Here is a 16206-nt window from a genome sequence, read left to right on the forward strand (position 1 = left end):
CGGTCATGTCCCACCGCGCCGGGCGGATACCCCCGAATCCGGTCGCCATGCCTGCCCGACGGGGGCCTGATCGCGTGGAGTGCCTCACCCCACCCGGATGCCCACGAGACAGGTGTCGTCGTCCGTGTCCGACCTGCTGTAGGTCAGCAGCCGGTCCAGGTGCTGGTCGAGGGTGTTCGGCGCCGGGCGGACGGTGCTCAGCAGCTGGGTCAGCGACTCCTCCACCGAACGGTCGCGCCGCTCGATCAGACCGTCGGTGTACATCAGCAGCGTGTCCTCGCCGGCCAGCTGCAGCTCGTCCTCCTCGTACACCGCCTCGGCCGCCGCACCCAGCAGCATGCCCTTGACCAGCGGCAGCGGCTCGGCCGCCGCGCCCCGCACCAGCACCGGCGGCAGGTGGCCCGCCCTGGCCCAGCGCAGCGTGCGCCGGGCCGGGTCGTACAGGCCGCACACCGCCGTGGCGGTGACCCCGCCCGTCAGGTGGTGCGCCACGATGTTGAGCCACGACAGCAGCTGGCCCGGTCCGGCACCGGTCACCGCCAGGCCGCGCAACGCGTTGCGCAGGACGACCATGCTGGTCGCCGCCTCTATGCCGTGCCCGGCCACGTCCCCCACGCACAGCAGCACCAGCCCGTTCGGAAGCATCACGGCGTCGTACCAGTCGCCGCCCACGAGCTGCTCCGTCTCCGCGGGCCGGTACCGGACGGCCACCTGGAGGTCGGGCACCTTCAGCGGTGCCTGGGCGGGCGGCATGATGGCGTGCTGCAACTGCAGGGTCAGACGGTTGCGTTCGATGGCCTGCTGCTCGGTGTGGGCGAGCTGGTCGCGCGTCGCGGCGAGCGCCACCTCCGTCCAGTGCTGGGCCGAGATGTCCTGGTAGGCCCCCCGTACGACGAGGAGACGGTCGTCGGTGTCGAGGACCGGTTCGGCCACCACCCGGACGTGCCGGGTCACCCCGTCGGGCCGCTGGAGCCGGAACGCCGCCGAGGCCGGCCGCCGGTGGTGCAGGAGTGTGCGCAGGAACCGGCCGATGGTGACGGCGTCGTCCCGATGGGCGTGCGCGGCCAGCTCCTCCAGCGACACCGGAACGCTCGTGCGCGGACGACCGTACAGGTCGAACAACTGCCCGTTCCAGGTGATCTCGCCGGTCAGCAGGTTCTCCTCGAAGCCACCGATGCGGCCGAGTCGCTGGGCGTGCTGGAGCAGGCTGGCCAGCCGTGCCGTCTCGTCCTCGATGCGCCAGATGAGCAGGACGGCGTTGCCGTGCCGGCTGACGCTTATGTCCGCGACGGCCGAGAGCGGCACCTGGTCCACCAGGGCGGTCAGGTTCATCCGCCGGGCCCGGAACGGCTCACCCGTGGCGTACACCCGCTCCACGTGCCGGAACAGCTCGCTGTCGCCGGCGGCCATCGGATAGGCCTCCAGCAGCAGCGCGCCGCCCACGACGGCCCGCGGCCGTCCGGCGGGGTCCAGGAAACGCTTGTTCACGTGCTGGATGCGGAAGTCCGCCAGGTTCCCGGCGGCGTCCAGGTGCGGCACCAGGACCAGCGCGGGATCGTGCAGCCCGTCGGCCAGGTCCATCAGCTCCGCCGCGTCCGGCACGACCCGCGGTTCCTGCCCGCCGCCGTGCGGCGGCGTGTGGGACTCCAGCGTGTGCGCGCACAACTCCGCCAGCGCCTCCACCTGGCGCACCACCTGGGGCGGCTGCGCGGCCACGGGCGTCGGCCAGGCGATCTCCAGCACGCCGTGGACGCGTCCCCCGGTACCGGCGGGCACGGCGACCCTGCCGCCGTCCGGGTACTGGTGCCGGCCCACGGTGGGCAGTCCGGTCCCGGCCAGGGACGTGATCCACTGCCCCGCCCGTTCGGTCAGCCCGCACCGGGCCACCGTCGCCACGTCCGGCGGCACGTAACGCCAGCGGGTGGCCTCGGCCGGGGAGAACCCCGCGCTGCCGGCCAGCGTCAGCGACCCGTCGGACCCGGCCGCCCAGATGGCCACGGCGACCGCGCCGAGCGGGCGCAGCGCCTGCTCCAGCAGGGCGCCGGCCACGGCCTGGGTGTCGTTCGCGGCCAGCGCACCGCTCTCGGCGGCCCGCAGGCGCACGGCGGCCGACTCGGCCGCGGTCTCCCCGGCGTCCGCGGTGTCCGCGCCGTCCTCGGCGCGCACGGCCGCGGTGGCGGCGAGGAACGCGTCCGTCACCTCGGACATCCGGTCCCGGGCCGCCTGGTTGATGACGTCGACCGCGAACTCCAGGGGCGTCACCTGCGACTGCTCGGCCAGCTCGGTGAGCTGCCGGGCGGCCTGTGCCGGTCCGCAGCCGAGCCGCGCCACCAGGATGCCCTTGGCGAGCTCGATCAGGGCCCGCCCCTCGGCCTCCGCCTGGGCGGCCCGCACCTCGCGGCTGAGCCGGTCCACCGTGGCCGCCAGCCGGCCGACGGGCGACAGCGGAGTCATCCCGCGCAGGTCGCCGGCCGGTCCGTCGACCGCACGGGACCGCGGCGGCCCGGACACCCCGGGCGGCACCGCGGAGGCTTCCGGCGGCTCGCCGCCGGCCGCTTCGGGGGGCTGCTCGGACATGCTCACGATGGGGACGCTCCTCGATCGCAGACCACCGCGGAGCGCGGCGGGACGCGCCGCGCACCGCCCGGCCCGCCGGAGTACGGGACAGGGGCCGGCGCGCTCATGCCGGCAGCCACCGTCGGACGCAGGCGATGAGGTCCTGGGTGTCGACGGGCTTGGTCACGTAGTCGCTGGCGCCGGACGCGAGGCTCTTCTCCCGGTCGCCCGGCATGGCCTTCGCGGTGACCGCGATGATCGGCAGCTCGGCGTACCGGGGTATCCGGCGGATCTCCGCCGTCGCCGTGTAGCCGTCCATCTCCGGCATCATCACGTCCATCAGCACCAGTGCGACGTCCGGGTTGTTCACCAGCGTCTCGATGCCCCGCCGCCCGTTCTCCGCGTGCAGGACCCGGAACCCGTGCAGCTCCAGGATGCCGCTGAGCGCGAAGAGATTGCGCGCGTCGTCGTCGACGACGAGGACGGTGCGCCCGGTCCGCGGTTCGTCCGGAGGCTGCGCCACCGGGCGCTGCGGCTCCTCGGGACGGACCAGGGAGAGCACGTCACCGGGCTCCTCGGCGGCCAGGTGCAGGGCGATGCGCTCGCGCAGTTCGTCGAGGCTGGACAGGAACTCCAGCGCCCCGCCCGCCGCGCCGGAGCGCAGCTTCTCCTCCAGGGCCGCGTCCGCGCGGTGGCCGCTGTGCGCCAGCACCGGCACGCTCGCCAGCGCCGAGTCGCCCCGCAGGGCCTGGAGGAAGCGGGACGCCTCGCCGTCCGGCATGCCCAGCTCCAGGACGACGCAGTGGCACGGCTCGGCCGCCAGCGCGCCCGCGGCCTCCTGCGCCCCCACGGCCGTGATGACGTCGAGCGGGGGCCGGTCGCCCGCCTCGTCCCGCCCGTGCGACAGGTCCGCGACCACGCTCTCCGCCACGAGGGTCAGCAGCCCGCGCGGCCGTTCCTCCACGACGAGCAGGCGTCGCGGACGCCGTCGGTGACCACCCGTGAGCTCGGGCACCGGCACCGGGCTGGTGAGCACGTCGGCGGGCGACTCGGCGGGTGCGTGCTCCGTGCCCCCGCCGTGCAGCAGGTCCTCGAAGTCGGGCCGGGCCACCGGGAGGAACAGCGTGAACGTGCTGCCCCGGCCGGGGACGCTGTCCACCGTGACGGCGCCGCCGAGCAGTTGGGCGATCTCCCGGGTGATGGACAGTCCGAGTCCCGTGCCGCCGTACTTGCGGCTGGTCGTACCGTCCGCCTGCTGGAAGGCGCCGAAGACCGACTCCAGGTTCTGCTCGGGAATGCCGATGCCCGTGTCCTTCACCCGGAAGGCCACCACGGCGCCGCCCCGGACCACTCCCGCGGGCACCTCGTCGTCCGGCGCGGGCTCGACGGTCAGTTCCACCCCGCCCCGCTCGGTGAACTTCACCGCGTTGGACAGCAGGTTGCGCAGCACCTGACGCAGCCGAGAGTCGTCGGTCAGCAGGTCCGCCGGCGCTCCGGCCGCCGTCGACACCGTGAACTCCAGGCCCTTCTGCGTGGTCATGGGCCGGAAGGTGGCCTCGACGTACTCGATCAGCTGCCGCAGCGTCACGCGCTCCGGGGAGACGTCCATCTTCCCGGCCTCGACCTTCGACAGGTCCAGGATGTCGTTGATCAGCTGGAGCAGGTCCGAGCCGGCCGAGTGGATGATGCCCGCGTACTCGACCTGCTTCGGAGTGAGGTTGCGCGACGGGTTCTGGGCCAGCAACTGGGCCAGGATCAGAAGGCTGTTGAGCGGAGTGCGCAGTTCGTGGCTCATGTTCGCCAGGAACTCCGACTTGTACTTCGAGGCCAGCGACAGCTGCTGGGCCCGGGTCTCCAGCTCCTGCCGGGCCTGCTCGATCTGCAGGTTCTTCGCCTCGATGTCCCGGTTCTGCGCCGCCAGCAGGGACGCCTTCTCCTCCAGCTCGGCGTTGGAGCGCTGCAACTCCTCCTGCTGCACCTGGAGTTCCGCCGAGCGTGCCTGGAGTTCGGCGGTCAGGCGCTGCGACTCGGCGAGGAGTTCGTCGGTACGGGCGTTGGCCACGATCGTGTTGACGTTCACGCCGATGGTCTCCATCAGCAGCTCCAGGAAGTCACGGTTGATCTGCGTGAACGGAGCGACCGACGCCAGCTCGATGACGCCGAGGACCTGCCCCTCGACCACGATGGGCACCAGGACCAGAGCGGTCGGCACCACCTCGCCGAGCCCCGACGAGATGGTCACGTAGCCGGGCGGCAGGTCGTCCACCACGATGGTCCGCCGGCTGCGCGCGGCCTGGCCGACCAGGGTGCGGCCGAAGGCGATACGGGTGGGCCGGGCCGCGCCCTCGGGGCAGCCGTAGGAGCCGACGAGCCGCAGCTCGGGACCGTCGTCGCCGTCCTCGGCCAGATAGAACGCGCCGTACTGGGCCGACACCAGCGGCACCAGCTCGTCCATGATGAGCTCCGCGACCACCGGCAGGTCGCGCTGACCCTGCATCAGGCCGGAGATGCGGGCGAGGTTGGTCTTGAGCCAGTCCTGTTCCTGGTTGGCCCGGGTGGTCTCGCGCAGGGACTCCACCATGGAGTTGATGTTGTCCTTGAGCTCGGCGACCTCGCCGGACGCCTCCACGTTGATGGAGCGGGTCAGGTCGCCCTCGGCCACGGCGGAGGCGACCTCGGCGATCGCGCGGACCTGGCGGGTGAGGTTGCCGGCCAGCTCGTTGACGTTCTCCGTGAGGCGCTTCCAGGTGCCGGAGACGCCCTCCACCTCGGCCTGGCCGCCGAGCCGGCCCTCGGTGCCGACCTCGCGGGCGACGCGGGTGACCTCGTCGGCGAAGGCGGAGAGCTGGTCGACCATCGTGTTGATGGTCGTCTTGAGTTCGAGAATCTCGCCGCGCGCGTCGACGTCGATCTTCTTCGACAGGTCGCCCCGGGCCACCGCGGTCGTCACCAGGGCGATGTTGCGGACCTGGCCGGTGAGGTTGTTGGCCATCGAGTTGACGTTGTCGGTGAGGTCCTTCCAGGTGCCGGCGACGTTCGGCACGTGCGCCTGGCCGCCGAGCCGGCCCTCGGTGCCGACCTCGCGGGCGACGCGCGTGACCTCGTCGGCGAAGGCGGACAGCGTGTCGACCATCGTGTTGATGACGTCGGCCAGCGCCGCGACCTCGCCCTTGGCCTCGACGGTGATCCGCTGCGACAGGTCGCCCCGGGCCACGGCGGTGGCCACCTGGGCGATGGAGCGGACCTGACCGGTCAGGTTCGACGCCATCACGTTGACGTTGTCGGTGAGGTCCTTCCAGGTGCCCGACACACCGCGTACCTGGGCCTGCCCGCCCAGGTTCCCCGCCGTGCCGACCTCGCGGGCGACGCGGGTGACCTCGTCGGCGAAGGCGGAGAGCTGGTCGACCATCGTGTTGATGGTGTTCTTGAGTTCGAGGATCTCGCCCCGGGCGTCCACGGTGATCCGCTGGGAGAGGTCGCCCTTGGCCACGGCGGTCGCCACCTGGGCGACGTTGCGCACCTGGTTGGTGAGGTTGCCCGCCATGAAGTTCACCGAGTGGGTGAGGTCGCGCCAGGTGCCCTTGACGCCCTGGACGTCGGCCTGGCCGCCGAGCCGCCCTTCGGTGCCGACCTCGCGGGCGACGCGGGTGACCTCGTCGGCGAAGGCGGAGAGCTGGTCGACCATCGTGTTGATGGTGTTCTTGAGTTCGAGGATCTCGCCCCGGGCGTCCACGGTGATCCGCTGGGAGAGGTCGCCCTTGGCCACGGCCGTCGCCACCTGGGCGATGTCACGGACCTGGGTGGTGAGGTTGCCCGCCATGAAGTTCACCGAGTCCGTCAGGTCGGCCCAGGTGCCCGAGACCCCCGGCACCTTCGCCTGGCCGCCGAGGGTCCCCTCGGTGCCGACCTCGCGGGACACCCGGGTGACCTCGGAGGTGAACACGGACAACTGGTCCAGCATGCCGTTGAAGACCTGGGCGATGTCGCCCATCAGACCGTCCGCGTCCTCCGGCAGACGTCTGCCGAAGTCTCCGTCCCGCACCGCCGTCAGACCGGCCAGGAGCCGGCGCAACTCCTGGTCGCCCGGGCCCGCGTCGACGCCGCCGGTGCTGTCGCTGGTCATGCGCTCCCTCGTTCCGCTCCCCGGGAGCCCTCGGACCCGAGGGCTCGAGACCCCCTCCGGACCGATGGGGGCGCCCGGCCTGTTGTGCGGGCATTTCCGCTGTTCACGGATTGCACGATGAGAAAAATACGTCAGAGACTAACCCAGTTCCCCGGCGCGGACAAAACGGTGTGCCCGGTCGGAGGAGGGGGCAGGCGGCCCCTCTCGCCGCCGCCGATCGGCCCACCGGCCGAATGGCGCGGCCCTGGCCGGGTATCTGCTGCTGAGGAGCCGATCGGCCCGCGGCGATGGCCCGGCTCCACAGTCGTCGCCGATACGGGAGGGATGGGACAGCGTGCCGACGGAGAGCATCTGGTCGTACGCGGCCGGCAGCGGTCACGTGGCGGGACAGGACCTGACGGGCTGCACCGTGGTCGCCAGTGACGGCACCATCGGCCACGTGGACCGGCAGGCGGAGCACTTCGGCATGCCGCACCTCGTCGTCGACACCGGCGTCTGGGTCTTCGGCCGGAGCGTGCTCGTCCCGGTCGGAGTGATCAGGGGCATCGACCCCGAGGCCCGTACGGTCACCGTCGCCTGCACCCGGGCCCAGGTCAAGGCCGCGCCCCGGTTCCGGACCGACAGCGAGACGATGGACCGGGACTACCTGGCGGCCGTCGGCGACTACTACCATCGGCTGCCGCCGCGGGAGACCACCGCGGACTGACCGGGTGCCGAACCACAGCACGGCGAACACCAGGGACACCACCGCCATGGAACCAACCGACCGGACCACCACGGCCGCGACCGGCGTCGCGCCGCCCGGCGCACCACCGCCGGGCGGCGTGACCAGCGCGGCGACGGCCCGCGCGTACGCGGAGTCGGTGGCGCGCGCGCGGTGGCACGGGTCCGGCCGCGGGGTGCGGGAGGAGGACGTCGTCGACCTGCTCCTCGTCGTCTCCGAACTGGTCACCAACGCGATCCGGCACGGCGACGGACTGGCCGGCTTCGAGGTCCGCACCACGGACGACGGCATGTGGATCGCCGTGCACGACCACAGCGCGGTGGTGCCCCGGGCGGCGTACGCGTTCCCCACCCAGCACCGGGGCAGTGGCTACGGCTGGCCGCTCGTCGCCCGCCTGGCGCGGGACATCGCCGTCGAACCGCGGCCCGGGGGAGGCAAGACGATCAGCGTGCTGGTGCCCCTGCGCGGCGCCCGGGCCTGACCGGCGCGGTCACCAGGGCAGGAAGACGTGGATGTCCTTGCCCCGCTCGCCGGTGACGACGCTCACCTGGTCGGACAGGGTGTGGATCAGGTGCCAGCCGATACCGCCGCCGCCGCTGCTCGGATGGAAGGGGCGCGGCGCGGGCTCCGTCGTACTGGTGTCGTGCATCACCACGTGCACCCCGTCGAAGGTACGGCGCAGCCGCAGCTCGAACGGCCCGGGGGCGTACTGCACCGCGTTCGCCGCCAGCTCCGTGACGACGAGGAGTATGTCGTCCCAGTGTTCGGCCTGCGAGGGTGGTGACGCACGGGCCAGGTCGTAGAGGAATTCCTCCGCGACCAGCCGCGCACCGGTCACGTTGTGCAGCTCCCCGGTGAAGCTGGCGGTGCGGTTCGTGATCTCCTCGGAAGCCAGTGTCCTGTCCCAACGCGACTCGGCTGCCATTTCGCCTTCCCGGCCCGGCACGGGCCGGGCGTAGTTCCCTTCTCTTCGCATCCCCTGCGTGTGTTAGTTCCCGTGCCGGCCGAGCCTACGCGCCTCGGCGCACCGGGCCGGACGCGGCGACGGCGCCGGGTGACGGCGTCGTCACCGGCCGCGAATCCACCGGAGGACGGAGCGGATGTGCGAGGGAGACCGCGGAGGGTCACCGCAGGAACACGTTGTCCGGGTCCTCCCAGTCGGCCGGCTCCCTGGGCGGCGCCTGCGGCCGGCGGTGCGCCCGCGCCTCGTACATCGCGTCGATCTCGAAGGCGTAGGTCCGCACGATCTCGTCCCGCCGGAGTTTCATCGACGGCGTGAGCAGCCCGCCCGCCACGTCGAACGGTTCGGGCAGGACGCGGAAGACCCGGATGGACTCCGCGCGGGACACGGCGCTGTTGGCCGCGGCGACGGCACGCGCCACCTCCTCCCGCAGCGCGTTCGCCTCGCGCGCCTCGCGGGCCGGGGTGTCGCCCTGCAACGCCAGTCCCGCCCGCCAGTGCGTGAGGAACTGGGGATCCAGCGTGATCAGGGCGCCGACGCAGGGCCGGTTGTCGCCGACGACCACCGCCTGGTGGATGAGGGGGTGCATCCGCAGCCGCTGCTCCAGCCCGGCCGGGGCCACGCTCGTGCCGCCGCTGGTGATGATGACGTCCTTCTTGCGGCCCGTGATCGTCAGGTAGTTCTCGTCGTCCAGGTGACCGAGGTCCCCGGTGGCCAGCCAGCCGCCGCGCATCACCCGACGGGTGGCGGCCTCGTCACCGACGTACCCCTGGAACAGGGACGGCCCGCGCACCAGGATCTCCCCGTCGTCGGCCACCCGGACCTCCACGCCGGGCAGGGGCTGCCCGACGGTGCCGGACTTCTCCCGGCCCAGTGGCTGCATCGTCAGCCCGCCGCTGGTCTCCGTCAGGCCGTAGCCGTCGTGGACGTAGACGCCGATGCCCTCGTAGAAGAGGGACAGCTCACGGCTGAGCGGGGAGCCGCCGGACGTCGCGCGGCGCACCCGGCCGCCCAGCGCCGTCCGCAGCCGGCGGTACACCGTCCGCTCGTACAGGGCGTGCTGAAGGCGCAGGTCGAAGCCGGGCCCGGGGCCTCTGCCCAGCCGGTGGCGTTCCAGCGCGGCGGCGAAGTCCCGCGCCGTGCCCGCGGCCCGCTCGAACAGCGCCCCGCGCCCCGCCTGCTGGGCGGCGCGCAGGAAGTTCTTGTAGATCTTCTCCAGGACCGACGGGACGGCGTAGAGATACGTCGGCCGGAAGGAACGCAGGGCCGAGGACAGCGCCTCCTCGGTCATCGCGGGCTCGTGCGCCATGAGCATCCCGCCCCGGACACACAGGTTCTGGATCATCAGCCCGTAGACGTGGGAGAAGGGCAGGAAGGCGAGGACGGCGCCCTGCTCTCCGGGGGCCGCCACCGTCCGGCCCCAGCCCGCGATCAGCGTGTCGCAGGGACTGGCCAGGCCGCGGTGGCTCAGCGCGCAGCCCATGGCGCGACCGGACGCGCCCGAGGTGTAGGCGATGACCGCCGTCGCGTCCGGCGGCACGATGCGGCGCATGGAGTCGACCGAGGCGGCCGGGAGGGACGCGCCGCGGGCGACGAGCGTGTCCAGCGCGCCGGCGTCCAGTTGCCAGACATGGCGCAGCGAGGGCAGCGACGCGCACACGGAGCCGACGGTCATCACACCCTGCTCGTCCTCGACCACCACGGCCACGCACCCCGCGTCCCGCAGGATCCACTCGACCTGGTCGCGCGAGGAGGTCGGATGGACCGGGACGACCTCGGCGCCCACCGTCCACAGCGCGTAGCTGAAGACCGTCCACTCGTACCGGGTGCGGGCCAGGATCGCCACCCGGTCGCCCGGCGAGATCCCGCACGCGATCAGCCCCTTGGCCAGGTCGACCACCTGGTCGCGGAACTCCACGGCCGTCACCTCCTCCCAGACGGCCGGGTGGGCACCGGAACGCCGGGCGAGCATCGGCAGGGCCGGACGGGCGGCCGCGGTCTCGAAGAGGCTGTCGGCGAGTCCACCGGTCAGCGGCGGGACCGCCGGGGGAGCGAGAGCGAGGTCGCGCATGCGCTGGCTCCTGACGTGTACGGACGGTGACACCGCTGACGGGGCACCGTCGTCGGCGGTGCTCGGAATCTAGCCGAGCCGCAGGCGGCGGGGGGCCGGGACGGCGGAAGTGCTCCCACCCGGTGATCCCGGCCCGATCGGGGGACCCGGACGGCATGAGCTATACGAATCCCGACCCCGATCCCGAACGAACCACCGGTCTGGAGCCCGGCGGCGGTGTACCGCCCGGTGAGACGCCACCGGCGGAGAGCAGCATGCCCGAGGCGGGCCCGTGGGAGGCGCACAACCCCCCCAAGGGCTGGGCCAAGGGGCCGCTGACGCTGATCCTCGCCCTCGTGGTGCTCGTCGCGGCGGGCTTCCTGGCCTACGCCCTGGCCCTGATCCTCTGAGAAACCGCGCGCGGCGACGCCCCCCGGGGGCGCTTCACGCGGCCTGAGTACGGCGCACGCACTCGGTGACGACGTCGCGCAGGCTGCCGGTGCGCTCCAGCAGCTCGCGCTGCACGCGGGCGCCGTTGCCGTGCCGGAGCAGCCGGGCGACGCCCTCCCGCACCCGTTCGAGGTCGCCGTCCTCGGCCAGCGCCTCCCCGACGTGCTCCAGCAGGGCCCGTACGACCGTCTCGGCCGGCATCCGGCGCATCGTCACGGGGTGCAGCAGCTCCTCCGTCAGCCCGGACCGGGCGGCCCGCCAGGCGGCCAGGCGGAGCAGGCTCACACTGTGCCCGGCGGGTTCCCCGCCCTCCCGCCACTCCCGGGCGGCCGTCCCGACCAGGGCGCGGGCCAGGGTGGCGAGGAGGACGGCGGTCCCGGCGTCCAGGCAGACGTCCGCGACCCGGAACTCGACCGTCGGATACCGCCGGGACAGCCGGACATCGAAGTAGATCATCCCCTCGTCGAGGATCGTGCCGGTGGCGAGCATGTCCGCGACCCGCCGGTGATAGGTCTCCGCCGACCCGAACAGCTCCGTCGGACCGGCCGAGGGCCAGCGCTGCCAGACCCGGCTGCGGTAGCTGCTGTACGAGGAGTCCTTGCCCTGCCAGAACGGTGAGTTCGCGCTCAGCGCGGCCAGCACCGGCAGCCAGGGCCGCACCCGGTCGATCACCGCGACGCCCTCCTCGTCGGACTCGACCGAAACGTGCACGTGGCAGCCCAGGACCAGCTGCTCGTGGACCACGACGCCGTACTGGTCGGCCATCCACTGGTAGCGGCGGTTCACGCCGATGGAGGGACTGACCGGCAGCGGGGAGGTGGCGAGCGCGGCGACGGCGCACCCGCTCCCGGCGGCGTGCCGGCCGGCCTCCTCACGGCAGCGGACGATCTCCGCGTGCAGCCGCTCCATGTCCGCCTGCGGATGCGTGGCGAACTCGAGCATCTGCTCGTGCAGCTCCTTCTCGAACACGTCCTGCCGGTCATCGACCAGGGCGGCCCGGGCGAGCACGGCGGCGGACATCGCCCTCGGCTCGCCGGTCTCGGGGTCGACCAGGAGGAGCTCCTCCTCCACTCCGACGGTGCGCACGTGGTGCCGCCTTTCTGTGGGCCCGGCCGCGACGACGACGGGGCCTTCCCCGTCGTAGGACCCCGACTGCCCCCGGGAGGGCGTTCGGACACCTGGTCGCGCCGCCGCGCCTCACGGGGCGTACGGCATCAGCCACACCGTCGCCAGCGGGGGCAGCGTGATCCGGATGCTCCCGTCCTCCGGCTTGACCGGGTCGGGGTTGGTCACGCCGCTGCCGCCGTACCCCTCGGCGTCGGTGTTGAGGACCTCCTGCCAGGCGGTGACGTCGTCGGGGACGGCGAGCCCGTACCCGTGCCGGACCACCGGCGAGAAGTTCGACACCGCGAGCAGGGGAGCGCCGTCCGCGGCGAACCGCAGGAACGCGAAGACGTTGTCCTCGGCCGCGTCCACGGCGACCCACCGGAAGCCCGCCGGATCGGTGTCGCGCTGCCACAGTGCCGGGGTCCGCACGTAGCGGGTGTTGAGGTCACGGACCAGGTCTTGTACGCCCCGGTGGTCGCCCGCCGAGTGGTACCCCTCGTCGAGCAGCCACCACTCGGGACCCTGCTTCTCCGACCACTCCGCGCCCTGGGCGAACTCCTGCCCCATGAACAGCAACTGCTTGCCGGGATGGGCCCACATGAATCCGAGGTAGGCGCGCACGTTCGCCCGCCGCTGCCACCAGTCGCCCGGCATCTTCGACACCAGCGCCTGCTTGCCGTGCACGACCTCGTCGTGCGAGATGGGCAGGACGAAGTTCTCGCTGTAGGCGTACACCATGGAGAACGTCATCTCGTGGTGGTGGTACTTGCGGTGCACCGGCTCGTGGGCGATGTACTCCAGCGAGTCGTGCATCCAGCCCATGTTCCACTTCAGGCCGAAGCCGAGACCGCCGGAGTCGGTGGGCCGGGTCACCCCGCCCCAGGCGGTCGACTCCTCCGCGATCGTCACCACACCGGGGCACCGCCGGTAGACGGTCGCGTTCATCTCCTGGAGGAACGCCATGGCCGCCAGGTCCTCCCGGCCGCCGTGGACGTTGGGCTCCCACTGGCCCGAGTCGCGCGAGTAGTCCAGGTAGAGCATCGAGGCGACCGCGTCGACCCGCAGCCCGTCGATGTGGAACTCCTCGCACCAGTACACCGCGTTCGCCACGAGGAAGTTGCGCACCTCGGTCCGCGCGAAGTCGAAGGTGTACGTCCCCCAGTCCGGGTGCTCCGCCCGCCGGTCGTCCCCGGGCTCGTACAACGGGTCCCCGTCGAAGCGGGCCAGCGCCCAGTCGTCCTTCGGGAAGTGCGCCGGCACCCAGTCCATGATCACGCCGAGGCCCGCCCGGTGCAGGGCGTCGACCAGGTACCGGAAGTCGTCGGGGTCGCCGAGGCGGGCCGTGGGCGCGTAGAAACCGGTGACCTGGTAACCCCAGGAGGGGCCGTAGGGGTGCTCGGCGACCGGCATCAGCTCGACGTGGGTGAAGCCCAGGTCCCGCACGTACGCGGGGAGCACGTCGGCCAGCTCGCGGTAGGTGAGACCCGGCCGCCAGGACGGCAGGTGCACCTCGTACACCGAGAACGGCGCCTCGTGCGGGGGGATGTCGGCGCGGGTCCGCATCCACTCGGCGTCGCCCCACTCGTAGTGCGACGCCGTCACCACGGACGCGGTGTTCGGCGGCTCCTCCGCGCGGCGCGCCATCGGGTCGGCCTTGAGGAAGCGGTGGCCGTAGCGGGAGTGGATCTCGAACTTGTACCGGGTGCCCTCGCCGACGCCCGGCAGGAACAGCTCCCACACGCCGGACGAGCCGAGGGAGCGCATCGGGAACGCCGTGCCGTCCCAGTGGGTGAAGTCCGCGGCGAGCCGCACCCCCTGGGCGTTCGGCGCCCACACCGTGAACCGGGTGCCGGTGACGCCCTCGTGCGTCATCGGCTCCGCGCCCAGCGCCCGCCACAGCTGCTCGTGCCGGCCCTCACTGATCAGATGCAGGTCGAGTTCGCCGAGGGCGGGCAGGAAGCGGTACGGGTCGTCCACCTCGTGCTCGCCCTCGTCGTACTTCACGACGAGCGTGTACGCGGGGATCTCCGTCAGCGGCAGGACACCGGAGAAGAGGCCGTCCTCCTCCGACACCAGAGGGTGGCGCTCGCCGTCGACGACCACGCTCACCTCGCGGGCGAAGGGGCGCAGCGCCCTGAAGGCGACGCCGCCGGGGAACGGATGGGCGCCGAGCAGGGCGTGCGGGTCGTGGTGGGCGCCCGCCAGCAGGCGCCCTCGGTCGGTCGGATCCAGCGGCGGTGCGGCCCCGCACGCCCCGGGGGAGCGCGGGACGGGACCGGACGGCTCGGGGAGCGAGGTGTCGCGGAGGGCCACGGGTCAGTCTCCTCTCACGGCGAGTCGTTCGATCGCCGCCATGGGTACGGGAAGCCAGTCGGGTCGGTGCCGGGCCTCGTACAGCACCTCATACACGGCGCGGTCCGTCTCGTAGGCGCGCAGCAGACCGTGCTTCTTACGGGGGTCCCACCCGGCGCGGTCGGCGTAGCCCGCGCAGAAGGCCTCCCGGCAGCGGCGCGCCCACTCGGGGCGCCACGGGCGGCGCTGCCGGGCGGCGTAGTCGAAGGAGCGCAGCATGCCCGCGATGTCCCGCACGGGCGAGTGGGCGCTGCGCCGTTCGGCCAGCGGGCGGGACGGCTCGCCCTCGAAGTCGATGACGAACCAGTCCCGGCCGGCCCGCAGCACCTGCCCCAGGTGCAGATCGCCGTGGATGCGCTGGGCGGGCGGCCCGGAGTCGCAGGTGGACAGGGCGGCGAAGGCCGCCCGCAGACCCGGGACGAAGGGCTGCAGCGCCGGTACGCAGTGCGCGGCGGCGGTCAGCCGCTCGGTCATCGCCGCCGCCGTGCGGCCGTTCTCGCCCGGGGCACCGGCCGGGAAGGCCGAGGCCAGCGCGAGGTGCACCTCGGCCATCGCCCGCCCCAGCTCGTGGGCCTGCACGGTGAAGTCGTCCCCGGCGGACAGCGCGTCCAGGGCGAGGGCCCAGCCGTCGGTGGCGTCGTGCAGGAACGGCTGGAGCACGCCGAGCGTCGCCGCGTAGGGGTGGGTGGTCCGCAGCCACGCCACCGGAGCGGGCACCCGGCCGCAGCCCTGCCGGGCCAACGCGCTCGGCACCTCCAGGTCGGGGTTGACGCCGGGCTGGATGCGCCGGAACACCTTGAGGATGAACTCGTCGCCGTACACCAGCGAGGAGTTGGACTGCTCGGTGTCCAGGATCCGGGGGGCGAGTCCGCCGGGCACCGGCCGTGACGGGTCGCACTCGAAGCGCAGCGGTCCCGCCTTGCCGGGGCGGCGCAGCCGTTCCAGGAGCAGCTGGGCCGTGCGGGGGTCGTGCAACGCGTCGTAGACCGTCCGGCCGGCCAGCGGGCCGTCCTGCACCTGCCCGATGAGCGCTCGCCCGAGGCGCGGCGACGGTTGCTCGCGCACGCCGAGCAGCAACTGGTAGCAGTCACCGGCCGAGGGCCCGATGCCGGGGGCCGGCCCGGGGCCGTGCCCGGTGTGCACCAGGAGGTGCAGACAGCCCGGGAACAGCTCGGTCATCGACAGCAGGCCGAGCTCGGCCACGGGCCGGTCCTTGCCCGCGAACCAGCGCTGTCTCGGCAGCCACTCCCGCAGCAGTCCGGCGAGCGACGCCATCGGCTCGGCGAGACGTGCGGGTCTCGGGCGCAGGGGTGCGGTCTTCGGCATGGTGACGCGTCCTTTCCTCGACCCACGCTCAAACGCGGCGGCCGATGCGGGATGCGACTCGGGTGAGCCGGAACCAGTAGAAGCCGTGGCCACCGAGGGTCAGCAGGTACGGCAGTGCGCCCACCGCGGGGAAGCGGACTCCGCCGAACAGTTCGACGGGGTGGCGGCCCTCGAAGGCGCTCAGGTCGAGTTCGGTGGGCTGTGCGAAGCGGGAGAAGTTGTGGACGCACAGCACCAGGTCGTCCTCGTGTTCGCGCAGGAAGGCCAGTACCGCGGGGTTGGTGGAGGGCAGTTCGGTGTACGAGCCGAGACCGAAGGCGATGTTCTGCTTGCGGATCTCGATCATGCGGCGGGTCCAGTGCAGCAGGGAGGAGGGCGAGGCCATGGATGCCTCGACGTTGGTCACCTGGTAGCCGTAGACCGGGTCCATGATCGTGGGCAGGAACAGGCGTCCGGGGTCGGACGACGAGAAGCCGGCGTTGCGGTCCGGGGTCCACTGCATCGGTGTGCGTACCGCGTCGCGGTCGCCGAGCCAGATGTTGTCGCCCATGCCGATC

General features: G+C 72.7%; 11 protein-coding genes. 3 read left to right on the top strand and 8 right to left on the bottom strand.

Annotated elements, in window-relative coordinates:
• Window positions 1–84 precede the first annotated feature (84 nt).
• Complete coding sequence (locus tag KUM32_RS15460) at window positions 85–2583, bottom strand: SpoIIE family protein phosphatase (protein ID WP_217142460.1); 2499 nt, start codon at window positions 2581–2583, stop codon at window positions 85–87.
• 97 nt (window positions 2584–2680) lie between these two features.
• On the bottom strand, window positions 2681–6679 hold the full coding sequence (locus tag KUM32_RS15465) for a HAMP domain-containing protein (RefSeq protein ID WP_217142461.1): 3999 nt from the start codon (window positions 6677–6679) through the stop codon (window positions 2681–2683).
• A gap of 334 nt (window positions 6680–7013) precedes the next feature.
• On the opposite strand from KUM32_RS15465, the gene KUM32_RS15470 reads away from it, so the two are divergent.
• Window positions 7014–7385 (top strand): PRC-barrel domain-containing protein, encoded by a 372-nt coding sequence (locus tag KUM32_RS15470; protein ID WP_217142462.1) that lies wholly within the window; start codon window positions 7014–7016, stop codon window positions 7383–7385.
• A 46-nt stretch (window positions 7386–7431) separates the two neighbouring features.
• Entirely contained in the window at window positions 7432–7884 is a 453-nt protein-coding gene (locus KUM32_RS15475; RefSeq protein ID WP_217142463.1) for an ATP-binding protein, read from the top strand.
• A 9-nt stretch (window positions 7885–7893) separates the two neighbouring features.
• Here the strand turns inward: KUM32_RS15475 and KUM32_RS15480 are convergent, their stop codons facing one another.
• Window positions 7894–8328 (bottom strand): ATP-binding protein, encoded by a 435-nt coding sequence (locus KUM32_RS15480; protein ID WP_217142464.1) that lies wholly within the window; start codon window positions 8326–8328, stop codon window positions 7894–7896.
• Between the two features lie 199 nt (window positions 8329–8527).
• Complete coding sequence (locus KUM32_RS15485) at window positions 8528–10435, bottom strand: long-chain fatty acid--CoA ligase (protein WP_217142465.1); 1908 nt, start codon at window positions 10433–10435, stop codon at window positions 8528–8530.
• Between the two features lie 155 nt (window positions 10436–10590).
• On the opposite strand from KUM32_RS15485, the gene KUM32_RS15490 reads away from it, so the two are divergent.
• Window positions 10591–10824 (top strand): DUF6480 family protein, encoded by a 234-nt coding sequence (locus KUM32_RS15490; protein WP_217142466.1) that lies wholly within the window; start codon window positions 10591–10593, stop codon window positions 10822–10824.
• A gap of 34 nt (window positions 10825–10858) precedes the next feature.
• On the opposite strand, the gene KUM32_RS15495 is transcribed toward KUM32_RS15490, so the two are convergent.
• From KUM32_RS15495 to KUM32_RS15510, 4 genes are all read right to left on the bottom strand, one after another.
• The gene (locus KUM32_RS15495) at window positions 10859–11950 is read right to left on the bottom strand and encodes a glutamate--cysteine ligase (protein WP_217142467.1); all 1092 of its coding nucleotides are present in this window, start codon (window positions 11948–11950) and stop codon (window positions 10859–10861) included.
• Between the two features lie 111 nt (window positions 11951–12061).
• Window positions 12062–14284, bottom strand: coding sequence for a 1,4-alpha-glucan branching enzyme (gene glgB, locus KUM32_RS15500; RefSeq protein ID WP_217142468.1), 2223 nt, complete (start codon window positions 14282–14284; stop codon window positions 12062–12064).
• 3 nt (window positions 14285–14287) lie between these two features.
• Complete coding sequence (locus tag KUM32_RS15505; protein ID WP_217142469.1) at window positions 14288–15649, bottom strand: maltokinase; 1362 nt, start codon at window positions 15647–15649, stop codon at window positions 14288–14290.
• A gap of 28 nt (window positions 15650–15677) precedes the next feature.
• A partial coding sequence (locus KUM32_RS15510) for an alpha-glucosidase C-terminal domain-containing protein (protein ID WP_254405611.1) occupies window positions 15678–16206 on the bottom strand: 529 nt, incomplete at its 5' end.

The organism is Streptomyces sp. AC627_RSS907 (genome assembly GCF_019049165.1).